Source organism: Nostoc sp. CMAA1605, assembly GCF_021596505.1.
Taxonomy (GTDB): Bacteria; Cyanobacteriota; Cyanobacteriia; order Cyanobacteriales; family Nostocaceae; genus Trichormus.
The window spans coordinates 56,592-79,390 of record NZ_PJIZ01000018.1 but is presented as its reverse complement, the minus strand read 5'-3'; the positions used below and the strand labels follow the sequence as shown (position 1 = coordinate 79,390).

At 42.9% G+C, this 22,799-nt stretch carries 24 protein-coding genes; 9 read left to right on the top strand and 15 right to left on the bottom strand.

All coding sequences use genetic code 11. The features are described 5' to 3' along the window. The first annotated feature begins 79 nt into the window (after nt 1-79). The 4 genes from CV014_RS09310 (at nt 80) to CV014_RS09295 (ending at nt 3,755) form a co-directional block, all read left to right on the top strand. Complete coding sequence (locus CV014_RS09310; RefSeq protein ID WP_236141766.1) at nt 80-400, top strand: hypothetical protein; 321 nt, start codon at nt 80-82, stop codon at nt 398-400. 95 nt (nt 401-495) lie between these two features. After that, entirely contained in the window at nt 496-1,632 is a 1,137-nt protein-coding gene (locus CV014_RS09305; RefSeq protein ID WP_236141765.1) for a TOMM precursor leader peptide-binding protein, read from the top strand. Next, on the top strand, nt 1,629-2,939 hold the full coding sequence (locus CV014_RS09300) for a YcaO-like family protein (RefSeq protein WP_236141764.1): 1,311 nt from the start codon (nt 1,629-1,631) through the stop codon (nt 2,937-2,939). The genes CV014_RS09305 and CV014_RS09300 overlap by 4 nt, the downstream gene beginning before the upstream one ends. Before the next feature lie 18 nt (nt 2,940-2,957). Further along, the gene (locus tag CV014_RS09295) at nt 2,958-3,755 is read left to right on the top strand and encodes a SagB/ThcOx family dehydrogenase (RefSeq protein ID WP_236141763.1); all 798 of its coding nucleotides are present in this window, start codon (nt 2,958-2,960) and stop codon (nt 3,753-3,755) included. A gap of 56 nt (nt 3,756-3,811) precedes the next feature. Here the strand turns inward: CV014_RS09295 and CV014_RS09290 are convergent, their stop codons facing one another. From CV014_RS09290 to CV014_RS09250, 9 genes are all read right to left on the bottom strand, one after another. Beyond that, the gene (locus CV014_RS09290; RefSeq protein ID WP_236141762.1) at nt 3,812-5,398 is read right to left on the bottom strand and encodes an ammonium transporter; all 1,587 of its coding nucleotides are present in this window, start codon (nt 5,396-5,398) and stop codon (nt 3,812-3,814) included. A gap of 396 nt (nt 5,399-5,794) precedes the next feature. Then, nucleotides 5,795-7,264 (bottom strand): ammonium transporter, encoded by a 1,470-nt coding sequence (locus tag CV014_RS09285; RefSeq protein WP_236141761.1) that lies wholly within the window; start codon nt 7,262-7,264, stop codon nt 5,795-5,797. 702 nt (nt 7,265-7,966) lie between these two features. After that, a complete protein-coding gene (locus tag CV014_RS09280) occupies nt 7,967-8,473 on the bottom strand; it encodes a YceD family protein (RefSeq protein WP_236141760.1) in 507 nt (168 codons plus the stop codon). 110 nt (nt 8,474-8,583) lie between these two features. After that, a complete protein-coding gene (locus tag CV014_RS09275; RefSeq protein WP_236141759.1) occupies nt 8,584-9,102 on the bottom strand; it encodes a Jag family protein in 519 nt (172 codons plus the stop codon). 3 nt (nt 9,103-9,105) lie between these two features. Further along, entirely contained in the window at nt 9,106-10,248 is a 1,143-nt protein-coding gene (gene yidC, locus CV014_RS09270; protein WP_236141758.1) for a membrane protein insertase YidC, read from the bottom strand. Between the two features lie 241 nt (nt 10,249-10,489). Then, entirely contained in the window at nt 10,490-10,873 is a 384-nt protein-coding gene (locus tag CV014_RS09265; RefSeq protein WP_103139708.1) for a PH domain-containing protein, read from the bottom strand. After that, nucleotides 10,860-11,282: a ribonuclease P protein component gene (gene rnpA, locus CV014_RS09260; RefSeq protein WP_236141757.1), complete on the bottom strand. Its 423-nt coding sequence runs from the start codon at nt 11,280-11,282 to the stop codon at nt 10,860-10,862. The genes CV014_RS09265 and rnpA overlap by 14 nt, the downstream gene beginning before the upstream one ends. A gap of 13 nt (nt 11,283-11,295) precedes the next feature. Continuing rightward, nucleotides 11,296-11,430 (bottom strand): 50S ribosomal protein L34, encoded by a 135-nt coding sequence (rpmH, locus tag CV014_RS09255; protein WP_103139710.1) that lies wholly within the window; start codon nt 11,428-11,430, stop codon nt 11,296-11,298. 204 nt (nt 11,431-11,634) lie between these two features. Then, a complete protein-coding gene (locus CV014_RS09250; protein ID WP_236141756.1) occupies nt 11,635-12,144 on the bottom strand; it encodes a DUF2808 domain-containing protein in 510 nt (169 codons plus the stop codon). Between the two features lie 837 nt (nt 12,145-12,981). Here CV014_RS09250 and CV014_RS09245 point away from each other — a divergent pair. The 3 genes from CV014_RS09245 (at nt 12,982) to CV014_RS09235 (ending at nt 15,929) form a co-directional block, all read left to right on the top strand. Next, a complete protein-coding gene (locus CV014_RS09245) occupies nt 12,982-14,139 on the top strand; it encodes a Re/Si-specific NAD(P)(+) transhydrogenase subunit alpha (protein WP_236141755.1) in 1,158 nt (385 codons plus the stop codon). Between the two features lie 93 nt (nt 14,140-14,232). Further along, a complete protein-coding gene (locus CV014_RS09240; protein WP_236141754.1) occupies nt 14,233-14,526 on the top strand; it encodes an NAD(P) transhydrogenase subunit alpha in 294 nt (97 codons plus the stop codon). Next, nucleotides 14,523-15,929 carry an NAD(P)(+) transhydrogenase (Re/Si-specific) subunit beta gene (locus CV014_RS09235; protein WP_236141753.1) on the top strand — a complete coding sequence of 469 codons (1,407 nt, stop codon included), beginning with the start codon at nt 14,523-14,525 and terminating at the stop codon, nt 15,927-15,929. The genes CV014_RS09240 and CV014_RS09235 overlap by 4 nt, the downstream gene beginning before the upstream one ends. 75 nt (nt 15,930-16,004) lie before the next feature. Here the strand turns inward: CV014_RS09235 and CV014_RS09230 are convergent, their stop codons facing one another. The 4 genes from CV014_RS09230 to CV014_RS29945 form a co-directional block, all read right to left on the bottom strand. Further along, on the bottom strand, nt 16,005-16,436 hold the full coding sequence (locus CV014_RS09230) for an NUDIX hydrolase (protein WP_236141752.1): 432 nt from the start codon (nt 16,434-16,436) through the stop codon (nt 16,005-16,007). 8 nt (nt 16,437-16,444) lie between these two features. Beyond that, the gene (locus CV014_RS09225; RefSeq protein WP_103139715.1) at nt 16,445-16,897 is read right to left on the bottom strand and encodes a DUF3531 family protein; all 453 of its coding nucleotides are present in this window, start codon (nt 16,895-16,897) and stop codon (nt 16,445-16,447) included. A gap of 138 nt (nt 16,898-17,035) precedes the next feature. Continuing rightward, nucleotides 17,036-17,968: a Sll0314/Alr1548 family TPR repeat-containing protein gene (locus CV014_RS09220; RefSeq protein WP_236141751.1), complete on the bottom strand. Its 933-nt coding sequence runs from the start codon at nt 17,966-17,968 to the stop codon at nt 17,036-17,038. 232 nt (nt 17,969-18,200) lie between these two features. After that, complete coding sequence (locus CV014_RS29945) at nt 18,201-18,323, bottom strand: hypothetical protein (RefSeq protein ID WP_268964569.1); 123 nt, start codon at nt 18,321-18,323, stop codon at nt 18,201-18,203. Between CV014_RS29945 and CV014_RS09215 the strand changes: the two genes are divergently transcribed. Together CV014_RS09215 and rsmG are read left to right on the top strand one after the other, a co-directional pair. Continuing rightward, nucleotides 18,324-18,998 (top strand): ABC transporter ATP-binding protein, encoded by a 675-nt coding sequence (locus tag CV014_RS09215; protein WP_236141750.1) that lies wholly within the window; start codon nt 18,324-18,326, stop codon nt 18,996-18,998. Nucleotides 18,999-19,143: 145 nt separating this feature from the next. Then, a complete protein-coding gene (gene rsmG, locus CV014_RS09210; protein WP_236141749.1) occupies nt 19,144-19,881 on the top strand; it encodes a 16S rRNA (guanine(527)-N(7))-methyltransferase RsmG in 738 nt (245 codons plus the stop codon). Nucleotides 19,882-20,210: 329 nt separating this feature from the next. Here the strand turns inward: rsmG and CV014_RS09205 are convergent, their stop codons facing one another. Together CV014_RS09205 and CV014_RS09200 are read right to left on the bottom strand one after the other, a co-directional pair. Then, on the bottom strand, nt 20,211-21,584 hold the full coding sequence (locus tag CV014_RS09205; protein WP_236141767.1) for a DUF2330 domain-containing protein: 1,374 nt from the start codon (nt 21,582-21,584) through the stop codon (nt 20,211-20,213). A 174-nt stretch (nt 21,585-21,758) separates the two neighbouring features. Further along, complete coding sequence (locus tag CV014_RS09200) at nt 21,759-22,559, bottom strand: RnfABCDGE type electron transport complex subunit D (RefSeq protein WP_236141748.1); 801 nt, start codon at nt 22,557-22,559, stop codon at nt 21,759-21,761. Nucleotides 22,560-22,799 lie beyond the last annotated feature (240 nt).

Sequence of the window (22,799 nt, the reverse complement as noted above, 5' to 3'; positions counted from 1 at the left end):
CAGATGAACATCAGCCCTATTCAATGTCATGAATGCAGATTTTCTGAAAGTTCAAATGAGTTTAGGTTACAAGGAGTAAATGATGATGTTTACTGATGTAAAATTGCGGGAAAAAACTATAGAAATGCGTTTAGCAGACAGCGACGATAAACTGCAACAGGTTTTGCTGTCTGACGCAGAGATTACAGCTTGGGAAAAATTAGCTAGTCAAGGAGTGATGCCTCCTATTATCGGTAATTGCGGAGGTTGTGGTGGTTGCGGTGGCTGCGGTCGATGTGGTCGCTGTTTCCGTTGTTTTCGCTGTTTTGGCTGCGGCGGTTGCGTTAAATGTGGAGGCTGTGGTGTTGCCTCAATACCAGATTCAAATGTAGAAGAAACGGAGATGAATTTTGGTTATTAATGTAACCAATTTTTAGCTAGTTAACAAACCTCAAACTGTTGCTTTTGCTTATTTTAGTAAGCCCGATATTTTGCTAAACTTGGATAGAATCAACTATGCAATTTCATGATAATCAAAGGTTGCGATTACTGGAACATCTGCTGATTCATGTGATGCCTTCCGAGTCTGATTTAGACCGAGAAACGATGATATTTAACACAACGCGGCGCACTCTCAGAGTCGATGGTCAAGCATTAAAAGACTTAGAGAATATTGTTTTCCCTTTACTAGATGGAACACGTACAATCGGAGAAATACGTGCTGCTGTTTGGGAACAAATTACCGATGCTTCTCTTAATCAATGTTTAACATTTTTGATGGAAAATCGCTTAGTTGAAGAATATTCAGAAACTACATTTGCTTTAAATAATCATGAGCAATTTTTACCTCAATTCAGCCTGTACCATGAACTAGGTTTTCAGCAAAAAAATGCTCAAGAACGTCTAGCGAATGCTCGTGTGGCAATTTTTGGGTTAGGTGGCTCAGGTGTAGTAGCCGCAATTAATCTAGCAGCCTGTGGTGTAGGATTTCTGCGTCTGTGCGATAGCATCTCTACATCTGCTTATGATGCCACGATTATGGCCAATTGGGGATTGAGCCAGTCTGGTGGTTTGCGTGCTGTGGAAACAGCTAGGCAGATTGCAGGGATGGGAGGATTTACCGCCATTGAGACGGTTACGGACATTTTAAATGATGATGACACAGTCAAGGCTTTATTGGATGATGTTGATTTAGCTATCGTAGCCACTGATGCAGTCTCAGTGAATTTAGCCTATCGCCTCAACCGACTTTGTTTAAATATGCAGTGTCCATTACTCCCTGGGGGAGCTTTTGGAATTGAGGGTACTATCGGCCCTTTAGTTGTCGGCGGCGATAGTCCCTGTTATCTGTGCTATCGGATGCGTTCTATTGCTTGCGCTAAGTTACCAGAAGCACAATTACAGCTAGAAAGACACTTAGACCGCGATCGCCGTTCTCAACCCCAATGGCGGGAAAATTTGCCGATAGGTCACACCTTGGTGGGTAGTTACTTAGTGCTGGATGCAGTGAAGATGTTACTAGGTTTACCAGTCGCCACACAGGGTAAATTACTCCATCTAGATTTAATCACTACCAAACTGACTCACAATGTTGTTCTTAAAAAGCCTGGCTGTCCTCACTGTTCTTCCCATTCCCCATTTGAAAAATCATGAACACAACAGTTGCTAGCCCAAACTGGCGAGATTTAGTCAGTCCCCACACTGGTATCATTCAAAAATTAGACAGATTGACTAAACCCTACACAGAGTTGGAACTGCCTGTGTTGTGGCAAGCGGAACTCTCGCACTTTAACATCTATAAAGCCACAGATGATTTACGTTACGGTGTAGGCAAGGGGATGACTGACGAACAGGCCATTGTCGGTGCTGTGGGCGAAGCTTTAGAACGTTATTGTGGTAGCATTGTTGACCGCAAACAAATAATTGTCGATAGTTACGAAAGTCTCGCCGATGTGGCTATCCTTCCCCAAGTTTTTTTCTCGTTTTCTCAGCAGCAATACTCTGACCCCAATTTTCCTTTTCCGACTTTTGACCCGAAAATGCAGACTTCCTGGGTGACTGCTGTGGATTTGCATAGCCAGGAGCAGGTTTTACTCCCAGCAGCCTCGGTTTATCTCAATTTTTGTAGTCATCAGTTAGGGGATTGTATCTTACCTGTCACAACTAACGGTATGGCCAGTGGTTTATCTGTAGAGTTTGCAGCTTACCGTGGTTTGTGTGAGTTGATTGAACGCGATGCTTTCATGATTACCTGGTTAAATCGTCTCCCAGTCCCCCGCATTGATTTTACTCATCAACCAGGCATAGAAACCGCGATCGCTCGTAACTATGCCAGATTTGGCGTAGAATTAATGGCGTTTGACTTGACTACAGATATTCAAGTACCAGTGATTGCCGCTTTTGCAATTGACCGTTCTGGCGAAAGTCCGGCTTTAGTCACGGGCTTAGGATGTGATTTAGACGGTGCAACAGCCCTTCGCAAAGCTATCTTTGAAGTTTGTCAAATTCGCCCCCATGATATTAGCCGTATGCTGGCGGGAGATGGTGCAAATCTCCATCAATATCAAGATATCCAAGATTTAAAAGACCACAGTGCTTTTTTCTACACAACCGCAAGACTTGGGGAGTTAGATTTTCTCCTACACCATAACCACAGGCGAGAACTTGCAGATTTACCCACTTGTAGGGACTTCACAGAATCAGAAAGGTTGCAATCAGTGGTGCAGAAACTTCATCAAGTTGGTACTGAAGCTTATTTAGTAGATGTCACCACCCCTGATGTCGCACCACTAGGTTTTCGGGTAGTGCGGACGTTAGCCAGTGAACTAGTACCGATATATTTTGGCTATGGTCAAGAACCCTTGGGAACTCAACGCTTGTTTACAGTTCCAGAACGTTTAGGCTACGGTAGCCGACGCACTCACAATGATCTAAATCCTTGCCCACATCCCCTAGATTAAATCGCCGAGAATGGGAAATTGGATATTCCCCCTACACCCTTATACCCCTACACCCCCATACCCTTCCCCACACCCTTTCCCTCCATGTACAAAGTCAACGAACCTCTAGAGTTAACCCTGCTTTACCATTTGAATTCCCCACCACCAGAGGCTTATGCCCAACCAGTGCCTGCTGATGAAATGCGTTATCTGGCAGATGCTCCGGTTTTAGAATTGCCTCCAGCACCCAGCAATAATCATCTGGCAAGTTTGTTAAGTAACCGTCATTCTGTGCGTGCGTTTCAAAATGTCCCGATGTCGCAAACTGTACTGGCACAGTTACTAGATTCAGCCTGTGGAATTAATGGACTGCGTCAGGTACAGGGTTATACCTATGAGGGCAGAAATGCTCCCTCAGCTGGTGGACTCTATCCTCTCGAAATGTTTGTATCAATACAGGAAGTTACTGGTTTAGCTGCGGGTTTATACCACTATGAACCGCGTGGTCATACCTTACAGTGGGTGAATGAGTCAGCCCCCCACGACTTTATTACACCTCTATTAGATCAGGATTTTATTACTCATGCCAATGCGTTATTTATCCTGACTGGTGTGTTTATGCGATCGCTTTATAAGTATGGCACCAGAGGCTACCGTTTTGTTTTATTTGAAGCTGGTCATCAAGCTGAAAATATCTGCCTAATGGCTGTAGAGTTAGGTCTTGGTAGTCTTTGTCTGGGCGGATTTCACGATTCCAGCATCAATCGTATTTTGGGTATTGATGGTCAGCGTCATGCCGCACTCTATTGTATTGCTGTTGGTACTGAAAAAGTTTAAACCCCCAACTTCAGTAAGAAATTGGGGGTTGAGAATGCTTGTAATTCTAATTTGCTTTATACCGTGCCAGGATAATCTTCACTGGATGAATAGCCTTCTGGTTGACCACCTTCTGCAAATCCGCCAGGGCTTGCTTCCTTGAGGAATCCACTGTAAGCTTCCATACCGTGTTCACCAATATCCAAGCCTTCCAGTTCTTCTTCTCTGGTAACACGAATACCCAAAGTGGCTTTGAGAATTAGCCAGAAAATGCTGGAAAGAAGTACAGTCATCCCACCGACGGAAATAGCACCTAAAAACTGTACACCTAACTGTCCAAAGCCACCGCCAGCGAATAAACCCTTGGCAGGGCCAAGTCCCTCACCATACCAGGAATAAACACCAGGGCCAACAGACCACAAACCAACAGCCAGAGTCCCCCAAGTACCACAAACTAGGTGAACGGATGTAGCACCCACTGGGTCATCAATACCGAGTTTGTCAAAGAAGGTGACAGCAAAAACTACTATGACACCAGCTATTAAACCGATAACAAAGGAACTAGGAATACTGACATAGGCGCAAGATGCAGTAATACCCACCAACCCGGCCAAAATACCGTTGATAATCATTGATAGGTCTGGCTTACCTAAGTACAACCAAGCAGTAATAGTCGCCGCAATTCCACCAACTGCACCCGCCATGTTAGTTGTTAAGGCAATGTGAGTAATGGCACTGGGATCGGCTGCCATCACAGAACCAGGGTTAAAACCAAACCAACCCAACCACAAAATCAAACAACCTAGAGTGGCAATACTCATGTTGTGGCCGGGTAAAGCCACAACTTTACCGTCTTGATATTTACCAATGCGGGGGCCGAGGAAAGCTGCTCCCATCAAGGCTGCCCAACCACCTGCTGAGTGAACCACTGTAGAGCCAGCAAAATCCCAGAAACCTTGTTTGTATAACCAACCGCCACCCCAAATCCAGTGTCCAGTAATGGGGTAGGCAACACCTACCAGCAAAAGGCTGAAAATTAAAAAGTCAACAAACTTGATTCTTTCTGCTACTGCACCAGAAACAATTGTGGCTGCTGTTCCGGCAAACACTAATTGGAACAAAAATTTAGCAGCTAAAGGTACACCAGCCCAGTTTAAAGCACTAAATACACCTTGATATTCTTTTGCAGTGGCGGGACTGTTATCTGCTCCTGCTAAAAAGAACCCATTTAGCCCGATAAAATCGTTGCCATCGCCGAACATCAAGCCAAAACCAATTGCCCAAAAAGCAACGGTAGCCAGCGCAAACACAATTAAGTTTTTGGCGAGGACGTTCACAGCATTTTTTTGGCGACAAAAGCCGGTTTCTAACATACAAAAACCAGCATTCATGAAGAATACTAGAAATGCTGCGATCGCTACCCAAAGAGTGTCTAGAGCTACTTTTAATTCTGCTGTTGTTGGCCCGGCTGCTGGGGTTTGAGCAACGGCGACATAACCCCATCCCAAAACAATTAAACAAGCTAGGGGTAAACAAGCTTGCCAACTAGGAGAAAGTCGCTTGATTAAACTAAATAAATCGGTTTTGGATTTAAAATGCAGGCTTTTGGCGGAATTTCTTGTAGAAAATCGCCTATTTTTTATTCTTGATTTATGTTTGTACATGGGTTACAACGATGCCCTCCAAACTATCCTTGATAGCTAGAAACAGATTGAGCAAACAGCTCACACTTTCACTGCAAATCAGTGGTTTTGATGTTTTTTGTCAGACCTCTTAACTGGTCAATCAAAAACTCAAAATAATTTATCTAGAAGTTTAGGGAACTAATGACACTTTTGTAAATATTTTTGCAAATATCCTTAAAAATTTATGATGTATTTTCTGCAACAGTCAAGTATTCTTCATTCAATCTTTAATCATGAAAAATACAATTAAATATGGCGATCGCTTGATTTTGTCAAGTTAATCTTCATCGGATATGAAAACAGAAATTCATCATCAATTTGTGCCACACCTTACTACTCTTGGTTTACTTTTGTCAATGAATTAGTTTCATTACTTTATTCATTCTCAAAAGAACTAACATCTGAGCTTTTGGGATAGTGTTTTTTCTCTTCTGGCAACTTCTCCACTGAATAAATATCAGGCCAAACTGACGCACCATGTTCATGAACGTCAATTCCCAGGCGATCGCCTTCAGGATTAACCCGTAAGCGTCCCAAGGCTTTGAGAGTGCCGAACATCAAAAAGCTAAAAGCAACTGTGAAGACTGCGATCGCTACTACCCCTAAAAGTTGTATCCCTAATAGTTCAATCCCACCCCCTAACAATAAGCCTGCTTTTTTGTTCAAAGTTAGTTCAGGTTGTCCTAAAAAACCCACAGCGAGAGTTCCCATCATGCCGTTAATTCCATGTACGGAAAAGGCAGAAACAGGATCATCAATTTGCAGTGACTCAATTAGATCAATACCTTGCACTAACAAAAGGCCAGCCGTTAACCCAATCAATACCGCCGCCCAAGGGGCAACATAAGCACAAGCAGCTGTAATTGCTACTAAGCCACTTAACGCACCATTTAGGCAATACTCTAAATGCCATTTCTTAGTACGAATGTACTGATAGAGCATAGCTGTGAGTGCGCCTGCACCACCAGCCAGTGTGGTGTTGACTGTCACTAAGCCAATCAATCCTGTATTACTTGTACCCAGGGTTGAACCAGGGTTAAAGCCATACCAGCCAAACCATAAAATCATTGTTCCCAAGGTTGCTAACCCCAGGTTATGAGCTGGTGGTGGTGATCCCCAAGCTGAACGTCCAGGACGCGGCCCCAACAAATAAGCTCCGACTAAAGCCGTCCAACCTCCTACACAATGCACAACAGAACTACCAGCAAAGTCATGATAGCTGAGTTTAGATAACCAGCCATTCACATTCCAAGCCCAATGGACGATCATGGGGTAACTAAATGCTCCCATGACGGCACTGTAGATTAAGTTGCCAATGAAGTCAGTTCTACCCAACATCGCACCGGTAGTGATAGTGCTGGCAGTTGCAGCAAAAGCAAACTGGAAGAAGAACAAAGTATAGTTATTGATCAGAGCTTTAGAGCCAGGCACACCCATCGGATAAACACCATCACTGTTAGGAATTTGGCTCAAAAAGAAAGTGTCTATCCCTAACAAACCGCCAATACTGGAACCGTAGGCAATACCAAACCCTATTGCCCACCAAACCAAGATAGTAACAGCTGCATCAATAAAGTTTTCTACCAAGGCGTTAACTACACCTCTTTGTCGGGAAAAACCAGCTTCCAACATAGCAAAGCCAGCTTGCATAAAGAATACTAAGAATCCCGTGATTAGCACCCAGATAGTGTCTATCGAGAATCTTAATGCCTCGATTTTTTCTCCTCCAGAGGTTAAATTAGCACTATCTGTTGCTTGTACAACGGTAGGGGCAAAGATTGCCAAAATCATTGAACCGATCGCCAGTACGATGATGCGTTGCCAAGGTCGAATACGCTTATTCATTAGCTCAATATTTTTCCTGCTTGAAAAGCGATGATTGATCATGGTAGCAGACTGATCAAAACTCTTTGATTTTGATCAGCAAATCTAGCGATCTAGTTTTCCCTAAAACTGCATCTATTTTTTGCTCTTCACCACTCCATTTATTTGATAGAACACAGAACAGAAGCAGCCGAAATCTACTGCAAGTGATTTATTCATGAATAAATTGCATTTTATAGTGTTTTAATTACGACATTAGTTCTGTATAGTAAAATACATTTTTATTATTCTTTCAGAGAATTTAACTAAAAATTAAGTCCACTATTATGAAGAAAAGCCTTTACTGAGAGGGCGATCGCTGACGTTTACAGATCAGCCATCCAAACTTTATTAAATTAAAATACAAAATATTAAGAATGTGAAAAATTAGTAATTCGTAATTACTAATTTTTGATGAAGTTGAATAATTATCTGCCAAGTCTTAGTGTTCAGGAGATGGATACACAGCCGAGTGTAGCATTCTACACCTAATTGTGGTCTGGTATCCCTTATACCAATTCACTAAAATTCTGATACAGATCCAAACCCAGAAACCCCTGTCAAGTCAGGATTTATCAATTGCGTTAGCGAAGCGGGACGTTAGTCCATTGCGAATTGCGTTAGCGAAGCGGGACGAAGTCCATTGCGAATTGTGAATTGGTATTACGCCCCTGTTTTTTGTACTTATCCTGGTAGTTGCTTCTTCAAAGCCTCTAACCTAGCCCAACGACTATCAACGGGTTTGTCTACACTCTCACCAGCCGAATTGAGAATCCCTGGACAGTTTAAATCACATAACTGACGCTGCGGAAATTCTAGGCACATCTGCTCATATAACCATTCACTAGGATGGAAATAACCATTAGGTGATAGAGTTTCCACTAAATCTTCCATCGCCACTTCCCTTTCTAAAGGCAAGTTCTGTTCTTGATTTACGGCTTCATCTAACCAAATCACTTCTTGAGCATTCACCACTAAACGGTGATTGTATTGTTGTAAGCAACGATTACAGGTACAAGTAACAATAGTTTCTGCCTGTGCTGATACTTCTAAATAATTACCATGATGCTGCACGCGGACGCGACCGCGAACTGGTGTTAACGTATCTAGCCCAGGCAGAAATTCTTTAACTTGAATTTCCTCTGTACGCTCCGGTGCTTTAGTTAGCTGCGGAATAAAAATTGCGTCCATAGGATTGGTGAAACATCATCACGAAAATTTATGTTGATCATCAGCAATTTTGCTGATAATCCATATATAGTCTAGCTCTTAGCAAGAATATTCTGTACTGCTTCAACTGTTTAGGGTTCAAAGCCCACAGGACGAACAACTAAATGCCGATGGGGTTCTTTGCCACGACTAAAGGTTTCTATATCAGTTAATTCTTGAAACAAGGTGTGGACAAAACGTCTTTCCGCAGAACTGAGGGATCTAATTTCCACTTCTTGGCCTGTGGAACGGACTTGTACAGCTACGGCTTCCGCTATTGCTTGAATTTCAGCTTGTCTTTTAACTCGATAGCCATTCAATTCCACAGTGTAAGAGGCTTGTTCGCCTTCTGATTGGTTGATGTTCAGCGTGGAATTAGCCAAATATTGAATTGCATCCAACACCGAACCATCAGCACCAATTAGAACGCCTATTTGCTCTGGGGTAAGGTTGGTTTCGTCAATTGTCAACCAGTAGCTATCTATGGCTGGGGAATCTTCTTCTAGAGAATGAGGCGTTTCTACACTACCTCTAATCTCTGTTGATATCCCCGTGAGTTCCAGCAGTGATTTTAGCCACTGCTGACCTCGTTGCATGGGAATATTGCTCATCTATTAACCTGTGGTCTTCTTCTTGGAACTTTTTGGCTCAAAAGGTAGGGTCTTTTGTGCCGCCACCGCTTGTTTTTCTTGGGTGTCTACGATTTTTTGTAGTTCCTCTGGTAAGGGTTCACGAGAGAGGATGTAAGTTTGCAGGGTTTGGAAGATATTTCCAATTACCATGTACATCAAAACCCCAGCCGGCAAGGGGAAGAACAAGAACATCCCAGAGAAAATTACAGGGGTGACTTTGTTAACTGTATCCTGTTGGGGATTGCCACCACTAGAGTTCTGCCCGGAAAGCATTTGGCTGACGTAGAGGCTAATACCAAAGAAAATAATCATCGCTACAATATCCCAGTGGACTGTTCCGTCTGGGTCAATTGCTCCGACTCTACCCAAGGCATCAATGAACAGGAAGCCTTTATCTGCTGCTAAACCAGGAATTGTCCCTTGGATGGTGACATCGCCTGGCTGTAGAGCTTCTATGTTGCCCTCTGCATCGATTTTGATTCTGTCTTCCCCTTTGGTAATTTTCCATTCGGGGATTAACTTGGTGTCTGGGTGTTCTGCCAAAAGTGCGGGGAATGGCTTACCTTCCAGGGTTTGGTATTGAATCTTGGTGTTTTCCCCTACTGTTAACTTGTTACCGCTAGGGAGAATCGCTGTAACTTTGACGTGTTCTCCATCAGCCACATAAATGTTCTGAGGAGGAGTCGCAAAGGCTTGGGGTTGAATTCGTTCGATTTGTTCGGTGGGGAGGATTTGCAGGTTAACAGAATAGTTAACTCCCGCAAACGGTGAACCCCTCAAAGTTGCAAATAATGCTAACAGGACTGGCATTTGCAGTAAGAGTGGCAAACATCCCGCTAAGGGGTTGCCAAATTCCTTCTGCACGTTCATCATTTCTTCCTGCTGCTTTTGCGGGTCGTCCTTGTAACGTTCTTTAACTTCCGCCATCCGCTTTTGCATCAGAGGTTGTACAATTCGCATCCGCCGCATACTGCGAATTGAACCAGCACTCAGGGGGTAGAGCGCGAAGCGGATTATCAATGTCAAGGCAACGATCGCCAATCCATAGCTAGGCACAATACTATAGAACAAGTCTATGATTGGCAGCATGACGTTGTTTGAGAGAAACCCGATACCAAAATCCATTATTCTGAATTCAACCTGAGTTACTGTAAATTGATCTGAATCTAATTTATCTAAAAAAGGGAGAGTAGGGAGTAGGGAGTTGTGAGTGCTGAGTGCTGAGTGCTGAGTTACCGAACTTCTGATGCCTGCGGCAAGCCGCTTGCGCGTCTACGGAGGAAGCCTCCGCTCAGAGTTCTCGCTGAGTGAAATTTCTCACTCTGGACTTGCTCCTCGTGACTCAACACTAATTTTTCCCTGTTCTCTATTGGGGTGTGTATTGAGGATTTTTGGCAGCAATTCTTTCGTTGATGTAGTCGTAAACTTCACGAAAATTAGGGATTGCCCGCATTTCTAAACGACTACCATTTCTTAAGGTGACAACCATATCTCCCCAAATACCGACTCCACGGGGAACTTTGACAATTTTGACAATTTCTGAGTAAATTACGTCAGAGCGATCGCGTCCCATCCAGCCACCCATGACAGATATTCTGCGATCGGTGATGCGGTAACGTAACCACAAGGCTCTCACTATTGCACCAACTGTAAGTGGTATACCAACCACAGTAAAGCCAATCAGGATATTTAAAATTAAATCCCCAATGTGGGGGCCGCCTTCATAATAAACTTCTTCACGAATGCCCATTTAATACCTCGGCTTTTGCCAACAACTGCTCTAATTCTTGCAGAAATTGTTGGCTTCCGCACTCATATCCTGCTGCTGTTGGTTTGACAATTAACACCAATTTCCACCCTGGTGCTATTTTCGGCAATAGTTGTTGCAATGCTGCTGTAATTTGACGCTTGATGCGGTTACGCACCACTGCTTTTTTACTAACTTTTGTGCTAACTGAAATGCCTATTTTCGTACTGGTGAGATGCTGACATTCAGTCCCTATAGAGTTTTTGGGGGCAGCAGCCAAAGAAGATTCTTTGGCAGATGACGGTTTTAAAGCTCTCAAAGTTAAATGAGAACTGTATCGCCGCATTCCTTCTCGGAAAACTGCCTGAAAATCTTGACGGGATTTTAATCGATGTGCTTTCGGCAAGGCCACAGCTTAAAATACCCTACACGGTCAAACGATGCCGTCCTCTTCTTCTTCTAGCTCTGATGACGTTTCTACCATCAGGGGTTCGCATTCTGGCACGAAAGCCGGAAGTTCTTTTTCTCTTGCGGTTAGTTCCGCCCAGAGTTCTTTGCATACTATTCTCCTTTTAGGTGATTTTTTATAAAAAGTCACAATCTAAAAATATATCATAGTCAATGGTCAATAGTCATTAGTCCATAGTTTAGAAATAGAATATGGTACATTTGTACGGGTAAGTTTAAACAAGCTATCTGTTTATCAGCGTGAGTATGTACCAAAACCCGCCTCTATTGACTATTGACTGTTGACTATTGACTAATTAACTAATTGTCAAAATCCAAGAACCGATGTAGCGCAGTAATGGTAAATCTCCTGGGGAGAGAATTTGACAGTTGAAATAATATGTGCCGCCAAAGGCTGGGTTGCGGACGTTGGAAAATACTAACTCGACTCTGCTACCTGCTGGTACTGGTTCTTCGGGGAAAATCTCAATTAAACCGCTTTCTCTATTCCATTTGACTTCTGAAAGGGGGACTTTCTTCCCTCTGACTCTGACTTCAATGTTTTTAGTATCAAACCTACCTTTGTAGTAGTTAGGATAAGTAACAGCAAATTGTGCTGCTGCTAGTTTCATGTTTTGGGCGGGAATTCTCAGTATGTATCTATCTACACTGTTTGTCTGTCCGCCAAAATCTAACCGGAAGGGTAGCTGGTTTTCCCGCTTAACGCCGCTAAACAGTACAAATCCTTGACCTTGTGCCAATACCATAGTCGGTACGCTAGTAAGTACACAGCCAGTCAAGGCTAAAACGGAGAGTAAACGGCGCATATTTTTAAATCCTCCACCAGAGAATGATATGTGATTGGGGTTTTCGTAACTAAACTTTACTATTGCTTTGCTCAAAAAAGACGTAACTTAGTGATGAAAGTGCCTTTTGCGTGCATCAGACTAGAGATAAGACAGGAAAGAAGGCAAAAGATGTTTCTGATATTTCGGTTTTGTGACTCGATCTAGTCAGTATATTTATCTATGTGTATTGTAACATCCACTAATCATTGGTCATTTAGCAGCAAATCCCATTGTTAAATACGCATATTCTGCTTTTATCTCTATTTTCTGGAATCAAAGTTTTAACTCCATATCAATACTGTGGAGATTTGATTGTGTTGCTAAATATGTATAAGTGTATCTTAATTTAGGTTTTTTGTTATAAAATTGAGCGATGTAATTAGCGATCGCCTGTTAACTTGGGATAAGTTGATCAAAATAGACTCACATATTAATTAATAATCATTGAAAACTATTGCCAAAATACCAAAATCAATAATTAAAGTTTTGTTGCAAATTGCGAGATGTCATCAAAACAAGAATTTTCCCTTTCAGATCCCTAAAAAAAACTAAAGACATCGCGATAAAACCGCAGATTAAAACTAAGATTTGCACTAAGTAAAGCAATTGGTATCTATCAATAAAGGTTAAGATTTGTCAGCATTAAAGTTGAACTTAATCTGGCATAAAGGTAGGAAATAAAGGGAAGTTAAGGTTTTAATCCTAACAAAAAAGCCACAACTTATAGTTGAAGGCAGTAGCTATGAGTTAAATCCATAGTTAATTGCAACAGTTAAAGTTTGTGCAGAGATTAGGTATTTATCTCTAGGAGATTTCATGAAAATAGCAGTTGCTAAAGAAATAGAAGTTTGTGAACGGCGTGTAGCATTAAATCCTGATACCGTTGGGCGATTAGTTAAGCAAGGTTTGGAAGTTTGGGTAGAAGCAGGCGCAGGGGAAAGATCATTTTTTAGTGATGCAGCCTATGCAGCCGCAGGAGCTAAAATTATTGAACATCCTGAGCAGTTATGGGGCGAAGCCGATATTTTATTGAAAGTTAGCCCTCCCCAAACACGAGAAGACGGGCGCGCAGAAGTTGACTTCATGCACGAAGGGGCGGTGTTAATTAGCTTTCTGAATCCGTTAGGAAATCCAGTCGTGGCGCAGCAGTTAGCTAATCGGCGGGTAACGGCTTTGAGTATGGAGTTAATTCCCCGCACCACTAGGGCGCAAAGTATGGATGCTTTATCTTCTCAAGCTTCCTTGGCTGGTTATAAATCAGTGTTAATTGCTGCTGCCGCCTTACCGAAATATTTCCCGATGCTGACAACAGCCGCAGGCACAATTGCCCCAGCCAAAGTGTTTATTATGGGGGCTGGTGTAGCAGGATTGCAAGCGATCGCCACTGCTAGACGTTTGGGTGCAGTGGTAGAAGCCTTTGATATTCGTCCGGCTGTCAAAGAGGAAGTGCAGAGTTTAGGCGCGAAATTCGTAGAAGTGAAGCTAGAAGAAGAAACAACCGCCGCCGGTGGTTACGCCAAGGAAATTTCGGAAGCTAGCAGACAACGTACCCAAGAAGTTGTCGCTGAGCATATCAAAAATGCGGATGTAGTAATTACTACTGCCCAAGTTCCAGGGAAAAAAGCACCACTTCTGGTGACTGCGGAAATGGTGGCACAGATGAAACCTGGTTCGGTGATTGTGGATTTAGCCGCCGAACAAGGTGGAAACTGTGCTTGTACTGATCCTGGTAGAGATATTGTCTGGAATGGTGTCACTATTATCGGGCCGATTAATCTCCCTTCATCCATGCCAGTCCACGCCAGCCAACTCTATGCCAAGAATTTGACATCTTTGTTGCAACTCCTGATTAAAGACAAAGCATTAAATGTAGATTTTGCTGACGACATCATTGATGCAGCCTGCATCACCCATGCTGGAGAAATTCGCAATCAACGCGTTAAAGATGCGCTACAAGATGCGGTGTTGAGGTAAAGGGCATTGGGCATGGGGCATTGGACATTGGATTAAAATCTCACCCCCCTACACCCCTAAACCCTTACACCCCTAATAAATAAGGAGATTTCAATGACAGAGGCATTAATTGCGGCTTTGTTTGTATTTGTGTTGTCATCTTTCATCGGCTTTGAAGTTATCAATAAAATCCCACCGACGTTACACACTCCCCTGATGTCAGGTTCAAATGCGATTTCGGGGATTGCTGTGATTGGGGCGATAGTAGCAGCCGGAGAAAGAAACACCAATTTATCTGTAATTCTCGGTTTAATTGCGGTGATATTAGCGACAGTCAACGTCGTTGGTGGTTTCCTGGTGACTGACAGAATGTTGCAAATGTTTAAGAAAAAGGAGGTTAAAGCGTGAGCGACTTTTTACCAACTGGGATTCAGCTGACGTACTTAGTCGCTGCGTCTTTATTTATTCTGGGTTTGAAAAAACTCGGTTCTCCCGCCACTGCACGCAATGGTAATGTGATTGCGGCTGTGGGAATGCTGCTGGCGATTGTCGCTACCATGCTCGACCAGCACGTATTGAACTATGAGATGATTTTGTTAGGCTTGGCGATTGGTTCGGCAATTGGTGCGATCGCAGCTTACAAAGTCCAAATGACAGAAATGCCCCAAATGGTGGGTTTACTCAATGGTTTAGGCGGTGCAGCTTCCGCATTAGTTGCGGTGGCTGAATTTTGGCGGTTTTTGGATACTGGCGCGCCTGTACCTTTAGATGTCAACATTTCCATGTTATTGGATGTGTTAATCGGCGGTGTCACTTTTACAGGTAGTTTTCTCGCCTTCGCTAAACTGCAAGGATTAATTAGCGGTTCACCAATTACATTCCCCCTACAGCAACCATTTAACCTGTTGTTATTGGGTGCTTATGTAGCGGGTAGTGCCTACTTAATCATCACACCGGATAGCTTACCTGTGTTTTTAGGTGTCGTAGCTGTATCCCTAGTTCTGGGTGTGATGTTCGTCATCCCCATTGGTGGTGGCGATATGCCCGTTGTGATCTCCCTGCTAAACTCCTTATCAGGTATCGCGGCGGCTGCTGCTGGTTTTGTGGTGATGAATAATATGTTAATCATCGCCGGTGCGTTGGTGGGGGCTTCTGGTATCATCCTCACGGAAATCATGTGTAAAGCCATGAACCGTTCCCTCTTCAGCGTACTGTTTAGCGCATTTGGTTCGGGAGGTTCCAGTGCGGCTGGTGGTGCGGCAGCTGGTACAACAGATCACACCGTCCACAGTATTGATCCCGAAGAAGGGGCAATGATGTTGGGTTATGCTCGTTCTGTGGTGATTGTTCCTGGTTATGGGATGGCTGTAGCCCAAGCACAACACAGTGTGAGAGAATTGGCAGACCAATTAGAGCGTATGGGTGTTGATGTTAAGTATGCCATTCACCCAGTTGCGGGCAGAATGCCGGGACACATGAATGTTTTGTTAGCTGAGGCGAATGTGGCGTACACCCAGTTGTATGACATGGAAGATATTAACCCTCAGTTTGAACAAGCAGATGTCGCTTTAGTCATTGGCGCAAATGATGTAGTCAATCCGGCGGCGCGTAGTGATGCTAATAGCCCTATTTACGGTATGCCGATTTTAGAGGTAGATAAGGCAAAACACACCATTGTAATTAAGCGCGGGATGAGTGCAGGTTTTGCTGGTGTAGATAATGAGTTGTTCTACAAAGATAAAACCACAATGCTATTTGGTAGTGCAAAAGATATGGTGTCTAAGTTGGTTGCGGAAGTGAAGCAACTTTAGATAGCTAAGAATAATAATTGATAGCTTTGCTTGCCTTGGAGGTGTGATACTTCTGAGGCAGTTTTTTTATTTGTCTCAAAGATAGTTAAAAAACTCCTGTGGTACTAATGTGAGTTCACCAGATTTAAACCGAGAAATATCCATCCACAATGCAGTATGTTGATGATTTTCCCCTTCAGAAAATACTAGACTTTCTAGTTGATAGAATTTAACATCGGCAAAATCACACTGATATAATTGAATAATTTCATGTCCTGGCTGACCGTCGTATGTAAATATATTTTCTATACAACCTAAGTAGTGAATATTAGTTAAATCAGCTTGAATTTCTTCTTGAAATTCTCGTTTTAATGCCTCTAAGCTAGTTTCGCCAAAGTCAACACCACCACCAAGAGCGCGGTAAAATGTGGATTGTTTTACAGGGTCATAACCTTCGGAGACAAAAATCCTCTCCTCATCTCGAATTAGTCCCAAGGTGATAACCCTAATGTCACGTTTCTTGCCCATTTTTGGAGTTAATTATCGTAAATAGAGTAAGCACGACTTTCACTATCTTCGACAGGCCAATCTTCATTTTCTCCGCCGATATATAGGGATTCAAGAGTGACGTATTCTTCACTAAGTTGAGTGAGTGCATTAATGAGAATATCTAAAGCGATCGCATCACTTGTTCCCAAGTCAAACCAACAACGTCCCCACTGTCCTTCATACTCAAATTCACCCATGTTGTGCATGAGAGCTAGTAGGCTTTTGTCATAACCTTGGGAATCATAATCCATATAGCTGATATCTAATCCAGTTTCTTGAACTTGCAGATTCTCAGCATTAAACGCGCCTAATTTTCCCAAGTAAAACCAGGAGTTAAATACTTCTTCTATATATTGTTTTTCCCGTTCAGAAGGAACAGTGGTAAATTTCAACCAAATCCAAACATCAAAGGGGTTAAATTCACGAAATTGGATGTGCATATTAGTCAATAGTCAATAGTCAATAGTCAATAGTCAATAGTCATTAGTCATTAGTCATTAGTCATTAGTCATTAGTTTTTTCCCCTGCTCCCCCTGCTCCCCCTGCTCCCCCTGCTCCCCCTGCTTCCCCTGCTCCCTTCAAATACTTTTTAAACTGTTAACTGCGCCGTCGCGTTCGCGTTCTATTTGTCTGACTAAATCTCTGGGGAGTTGGGATTTTTTGGCTAAGGCTTTGTCGAAGTTAGAGACTGCTTCTTTAATTAGTTGCTGGTTTTTGTCTTGTCTTCCTTGTTCTCTGAGAATTTGGGCTTTTAGATAATACAACTCTGGGTTGTCGGGTGCAACTTTTAGGGCGCGGTTGGCGTAATTTAAGGCTTGGGAGTATTGTTTTAAGTCGCGATAGGCGATCGCAATTCCGCGATTGGTTAAATATTCGGGTGCGGCGTTCTTTTCTAAACGTTCAATTGCGTCATCTGGATCTGCAAAGGGTAAACTTACGGATAGCATCAAATCCATATAACCCTTAATTAAATTTAGTTCTGGGTCTTGAGACGAAATCGCTTCTGCTTGATTGAGGTATTGATATACTTGTCTGAGGCGGCTTAAGGCTTCGGGCGCGCCTTTGATTGTGCCTTCACGCGTCAAAATTACGCCACCTTCTAAGAAATGACCGACAGCTATGTAAATATTACCCCTTAATTCGTTAGTAGCCAGCAATTTGCTTCCTGCTTCTAGGGTTTTCTTACTGTAATTATCTAGTCCTATTAAATCTCCATTCATGTAAGCCAGAGATGCCTTCATGGCATAGACTAGAGGCTCATCTGACTCGCTCGATGCTGCTTGTTTGAGATAACGCTCGGCAGTTGGATAATCACCTTTGTAGAATACCGCTTTAAAAGCAGCCTCTGTATTATTGCCGATGTTATGGGGTTGATTAGTGCGGAAAGGATCGCCGGCTAAACTAGGACTTACCCCAAAATTGAGGGCGATCGCTACGCCCAAAGTCGCCTGCATTAGTCTAGTAAATAGGGAAAATCTCAGCATTGGGGGAAAAAAGAAAATTTTAGTCATTACCAGCCTCAGAAAAATTGCGGTTTAAATAGTTTGATATGTTACTTAAAATAGAAAAAATATGTAACTAAAAATCGCATCTTTGATGGCTAAAATACTCTCTCCAAAAAGACTGTAATAATTTTTTCAAGTTCCCATATTGGTTGTAGCTATTACTTATGAATAAAATTGCCACAATAGGAAACAAGCGGATTTTAACTGTTAAATTTGAATTTATTGATAATACTTGGATTTATCCATAATTTACTCCCCATACCCAATACTTCGACAAGCTCAGTACAAGTCCCCAGTCCCCAATCCCCAATCCCCAGTCCCCAATCCCCAAGCAACGCCAAATTTTTGGTAATCTTAACAAATGCTCTATCTCAGAAATTTAACTTATCATCCCACAGCTTGCCCTACAGCAATTCTAAAATCCACTAATTTGGAGTTACCCACCCAAAAGCTAGGATTGATTATTGGCCCTAGCGGTTCTGGTAAAAGTACCCTACTAGAGATTTTGTCTGGACTAGCTGAACCCACATCAGGCGCAGTTTTTTGGCGAGAACAAGAACTCATTTCCGAACAGCTACAACAATTAGCTGGTTTAGTGTTTCAGTTTCCAGAACGCCATTTTTGTGGCGGGACAATTTTGGAAGAATTGCGTTTAGGACATCCCGAATTAGGGAGTGAACGAGTTAGACACACACTCAGCGAAGTAGGATTAGAGCATTTATCCCTATCCGCCGCACCTCATGCGTTAAGTGGAGGACAGCAACGCCGTTTAGCCTTAGCCGTGCAATTAATTCGCCAACCCAATTTATTATTATTGGATGAACCCACAGCAGGCTTAGACTGGTCAATGCGTCGGCAATTAGTGAGTTTATTAGCAAAACTCAAACAAGACTGGACATTGTTAGTAGTAACACATGACGCAGGTGATATGCTGGCGATCGCAGACTATTGCTGGACACTCAATCACGGTGAATTAGAATCCGTAGATCCGGCTGTATTGGAGGCGAAAGTCAAAGAACCTCAAGCCGCAGTGTAACTTGGGGAATGGGGACACTTCGACAAGCTCAGTGCATCGCTGGGGACTGGGGAATAGGGGACAAGGTAGACAAGGTAGATTTTACCTTAATGCCCAATGCCCAATGCCCAATGCCCCAAAACTAATGACTAATGACTATTGACTAATGACTAACTCATTGCCAATAATGGCAGAAATTTGGCAGCAAACTCTCAATTGGCAACCTACTGATGAACAGCAAGCGCGTTTTCAGCAGTTGTACGAATTAATCCTTGAAGGGAATCGTCAGTTAAATTTAACTCGCATTACTGAACCGCAAGAGTTTTGGGAAAAGCATCTTTGGGATTCTTTGCGGGGAATTGCACCACAGCAAAAATTTATTTTGTCTCTGGAAACAGGTGCATCTGTCATTGATATTGGTACAGGTGCGGGTTTTCCGGGTGTGCCTATAGCAATTGTTGCACCTAATTCTCAAATTACACTTGTAGATTCCACCCGCAAAAAGATTACTTTTATTGATAAAATCCTGAGTGAATTAGCAATTAATCATGCTCAAACTCTGGTGAGTAGAGCCGAGGAAATTGGACAGCAACCACAGCACCGAGAAAAGTATGATATTGCCTTAATTCGTGCTGTTGGTAATGCTTCAGTTTGTGCTGAATATACTTTGCCTTTACTCAAACAAAACGGTTTGGCTGTAATCTATCGCGGTACTTGGACAGATGAAGAAACCACAGCTTTGCAAGATGCGGTTCAGCAGTTAGGTGGTGAGATTGAATCAATAGAACAGTTTTTTACACCTCTAAGTAATAGCATTCGCCACTGTTTATATTTACGAAAAATAGCAACCACACCTGCTAAATTTCCTCGTGCTGTTGGTATACCAACTCAAAAGCCACTTTAACAGTCATCAGTTATCAAAAAGGTCGTGAGGTTACACTTGTTACAACTCAGTTTGTATTCATGACTTTAGTCCTTACTACAAACTTTTAAAAACATTTGGGGGTTTAAGTTCCCGGATTGACGGGGTGACAAAGAAGCTACAAAGCCGGACTGGATAAGGCTCATAGCACGTAGACCTTTGTCACCATGTCAGCAATTTGCTAGAGTTAAGCAACATTTGCCAATTAATTGCGTTAGCGTAGCGGGACGTATCCCTTCGGGGAAGCAAGCTACGCGCAGCGTCTCGTTGGCGCAGCCTCTCGTAGAGAAGAGAAGTCCCATTGCGAATTGCTATGAAATTCCCAACCAAGAAAATATGGTGTCCCACCAGGATGTTCTGATATCACCTACAGTTACACGCATTTTGCGCCGGATGTCTTGAATGTTCCAATTGGTTAATTTGGCGAGGGTTTGGGCTTCTTGTTCAAAACGTCTTGGTAAAGACCGCTTGTATTCTTTTCCGGCTTGACATTTCACTTCGCCAGTAAAAGGATGCTGCAAAACATATCTCCCTTGGAAGGATTCGCGGTTGGATGTATCTTGAAACATCAAGTCTTCGGGGAATTTGTCGCGGGTGTAGCGGACGTGTAGGCGAGAGATAAAAACATTATTGGTAGGGAAAGGACGACGGAAGTTAGTGGGTGCAGGTTCATCAGAAGAATTAGTATCTAGCCAAAATACACCTGCTTGTTTGAGTTCCTCTGTAGTTAAGGGTTCTGCTGAACAGGGGTCGCAATTACTCATGTCCCAAGCATATTCTAAAAATGCAACTCTCTTGCCTTCTTTGGTGTAAGCAGTTTCAAAGGTAGATTTGTAAAAGTCGCCAAATTCCTGTTTGATAAATACGGGAATATTCAGGTTAGAGGGAACTTTGACTGTCCGATAGTTGGTAATTTCAGCTTGTCCTTTGGGTGAGAGGACATAAACTATTAAATCTTGCTCGGTGGTGGCGTTAATCATGCCCAAGCGAATCGGTAACATGAACTTGGGTGATTGATAAGAGATTTGCAAAGGGCGAAGAAATTCATAGCCAGATTGGGCAAATTTACTGAGGTTGACCTTAGCTACAAAAAACTTCATGGAAGAACGAATGTAAGGCTTGAGTAACTGTTGCGCGCCTCTGGGAATTTTGTAACCATTGCGATTGAGCCAAGTTTCTAAACCACCAGATTCTTTTGCACTCAAAACGACAATATCGTATTCACCTACATTAAAGCGTGCTTCGACCGTTACACCCAAACCGCGATCGCGTGTGGAATTTTCTGCTTCTTCTTGTCGTGCTGAGGGTGCAGCTAAAAATATATCTCCACTGTTACCAGATATATTGCATGGGTCTTCATCGAAATACTCTACTAAACGTGGCGCGCTAAAAGCATCTAAACGTTCAATAATCTTGGGGTCTGCAACACGGACTTGCTCTTTTTTAATCACTGTAGGAACAGGAACCACCATCGCAAAATCTTTGACTTCCCCTTGATAGTCATTCGCCATCGTCAACACAGTGCGATTTTCATCTCTAGCGATCACCACCTGAGAAGCTTTGTTATAAAGTTTGGCATCAGCTTTTGCCACATAAAAGCCACAAAACGCCCAAGCTGTAGGTGCAAAGCACAATACAGACATTAAAACTGACAATAATGGAATAATTAATCGAAAAGGCTGCATTTTATACCTCATTAAAATTAAGTTGTTAACTGGGCATGGGGCATTGGGCATTGGGCATTGGGAATGGGGCATGGGGCATGGGGCATTGTGCATTGGGAATTGGGAATTGGGAATTGGGAATTGGGAATTGGAAAGTTATTCTCCCTGCCCCCTGCACCCCTGCCCCCTGCCTCTCTACACCCCTACACCCCTAATCCTCTCTTCCAACCAATCAAAACGCGGGGCTGTACAGAGGAAATCGAACAGAATAGTTAAAGGTGCAAAGATGAATAAAGCCCAAAACACTGCGGTAGGGAGAAAGAAATAGTTGCGTAGTACAAAAGTGGTGATGGCGATGCAAAATGCCCAAATTACGCGCCCAAGTCGGGCGTTAGGGATTGAGCGAGGATCTGTGACCATAAAGAGGGCAAACAGTAATAGAGATCCACTCATTAGGCGATGGCAATAAACATCCCAAGTCCAACCCAACCAAAGATTTCGGATGGCTTCTAATAGAGAGTAAGCACCCAAAAAAGCGGCTGTAGTATCCCAGCGACCGATACGTTGCAAAATCATGCCTCCAGTCCCAGCAAATAACAGCCCATACCACCAATCTTCACCCCACTGTCCTGGAGATACCCAAGCATCAGAGGTGAAAACCAAAGCAGCAATAATGCCGAAGTTAGCGGGATTGAAGAAATGTTTTTGATTAATTTGCAAGAAAAACTTACTAGCGATCGCGCTAGCCGCCGCGCTAGCCATTGTCGTCCAATGATCAGCCCGTAAAAGTAAACTGAGTCCCAATGCTGTAATTAAAGCACTGCGGAGATTTAAGGGACTGGGGACTGGGGACTGGGCATTGTGAGAAAAAGAAAAATCTTCCTCCCCTGCCCCCAGCACAAACCTGCCCCCTGCCTCATCACCCATGACAAAAGGCACTGTGTTAAAAGACAAGTGGCGATCGCTACTGCAATTAATTCCGGGCGTAGTGTCCAATCCCTTGTTCCGATACCCAAAACTAAGAACAAGCCTAGAAATAGAATTTGATAATCCCGTATATCTTTGAGCAACATTGACTCTTTCTTAAGGGATTCCCCGTAGATTTTTCATCAATGTAGACGAGTCAAACCTCAAAAGATGTGGCCGTTACAAATTTTGTTACAAAAAAATTAGTAGTCAATGGTCAACAATTTATCTGCATTAGTCCATTAGACATACCGATACAGTCAAAATATC

Coding starts and splice junctions, on each gene's coding strand:
- CV014_RS09280 (WP_236141760.1), bottom strand. CDS start 8,473: ATGGACGCAATTTTTATTCCGCAGCTAACTAAAGCACCGGAGCGTACA.
- CV014_RS09265 (WP_103139708.1), bottom strand. CDS start 10,873: ATGGGCATTCGTGAAGAAGTTTATTATGAAGGCGGCCCCCACATTGGG.
- CV014_RS09250 (WP_236141756.1), bottom strand. CDS start 12,144: ATGCGCCGTTTACTCTCCGTTTTAGCCTTGACTGGCTGTGTACTTACT.
- CV014_RS09230 (WP_236141752.1), bottom strand. CDS start 16,436: ATGGGCAAGAAACGTGACATTAGGGTTATCACCTTGGGACTAATTCGA.
- CV014_RS09220 (WP_236141751.1), bottom strand. CDS start 17,968: ATGACTAAAATTTTCTTTTTTCCCCCAATGCTGAGATTTTCCCTATTT.
- yidC (WP_236141758.1), bottom strand. CDS start 10,248: ATGGATTTTGGTATCGGGTTTCTCTCAAACAACGTCATGCTGCCAATC.
- CV014_RS09215 (WP_236141750.1), top strand. CDS start 18,324: ATGCTCTATCTCAGAAATTTAACTTATCATCCCACAGCTTGCCCTACA.
- CV014_RS09290 (WP_236141762.1), bottom strand. CDS start 5,398: ATGTACAAACATAAATCAAGAATAAAAAATAGGCGATTTTCTACAAGA.
- CV014_RS09310 (WP_236141766.1), top strand. CDS start 80: ATGATGATGTTTACTGATGTAAAATTGCGGGAAAAAACTATAGAAATG.
- rpmH (WP_103139710.1), bottom strand. CDS start 11,430: ATGCAAAGAACTCTGGGCGGAACTAACCGCAAGAGAAAAAGAACTTCC.
- CV014_RS09245 (WP_236141755.1), top strand. CDS start 12,982: ATGAAAATAGCAGTTGCTAAAGAAATAGAAGTTTGTGAACGGCGTGTA.
- CV014_RS09305 (WP_236141765.1), top strand. CDS start 496: ATGCAATTTCATGATAATCAAAGGTTGCGATTACTGGAACATCTGCTG.
- rsmG (WP_236141749.1), top strand. CDS start 19,144: ATGACTAACTCATTGCCAATAATGGCAGAAATTTGGCAGCAAACTCTC.
- CV014_RS09225 (WP_103139715.1), bottom strand. CDS start 16,897: ATGCACATCCAATTTCGTGAATTTAACCCCTTTGATGTTTGGATTTGG.
- CV014_RS09240 (WP_236141754.1), top strand. CDS start 14,233: ATGACAGAGGCATTAATTGCGGCTTTGTTTGTATTTGTGTTGTCATCT.
- CV014_RS09300 (WP_236141764.1), top strand. CDS start 1,629: ATGAACACAACAGTTGCTAGCCCAAACTGGCGAGATTTAGTCAGTCCC.
- CV014_RS09205 (WP_236141767.1), bottom strand. CDS start 21,584: ATGCAGCCTTTTCGATTAATTATTCCATTATTGTCAGTTTTAATGTCT.
- CV014_RS09285 (WP_236141761.1), bottom strand. CDS start 7,264: ATGAATAAGCGTATTCGACCTTGGCAACGCATCATCGTACTGGCGATC.
- CV014_RS09275 (WP_236141759.1), bottom strand. CDS start 9,102: ATGAGCAATATTCCCATGCAACGAGGTCAGCAGTGGCTAAAATCACTG.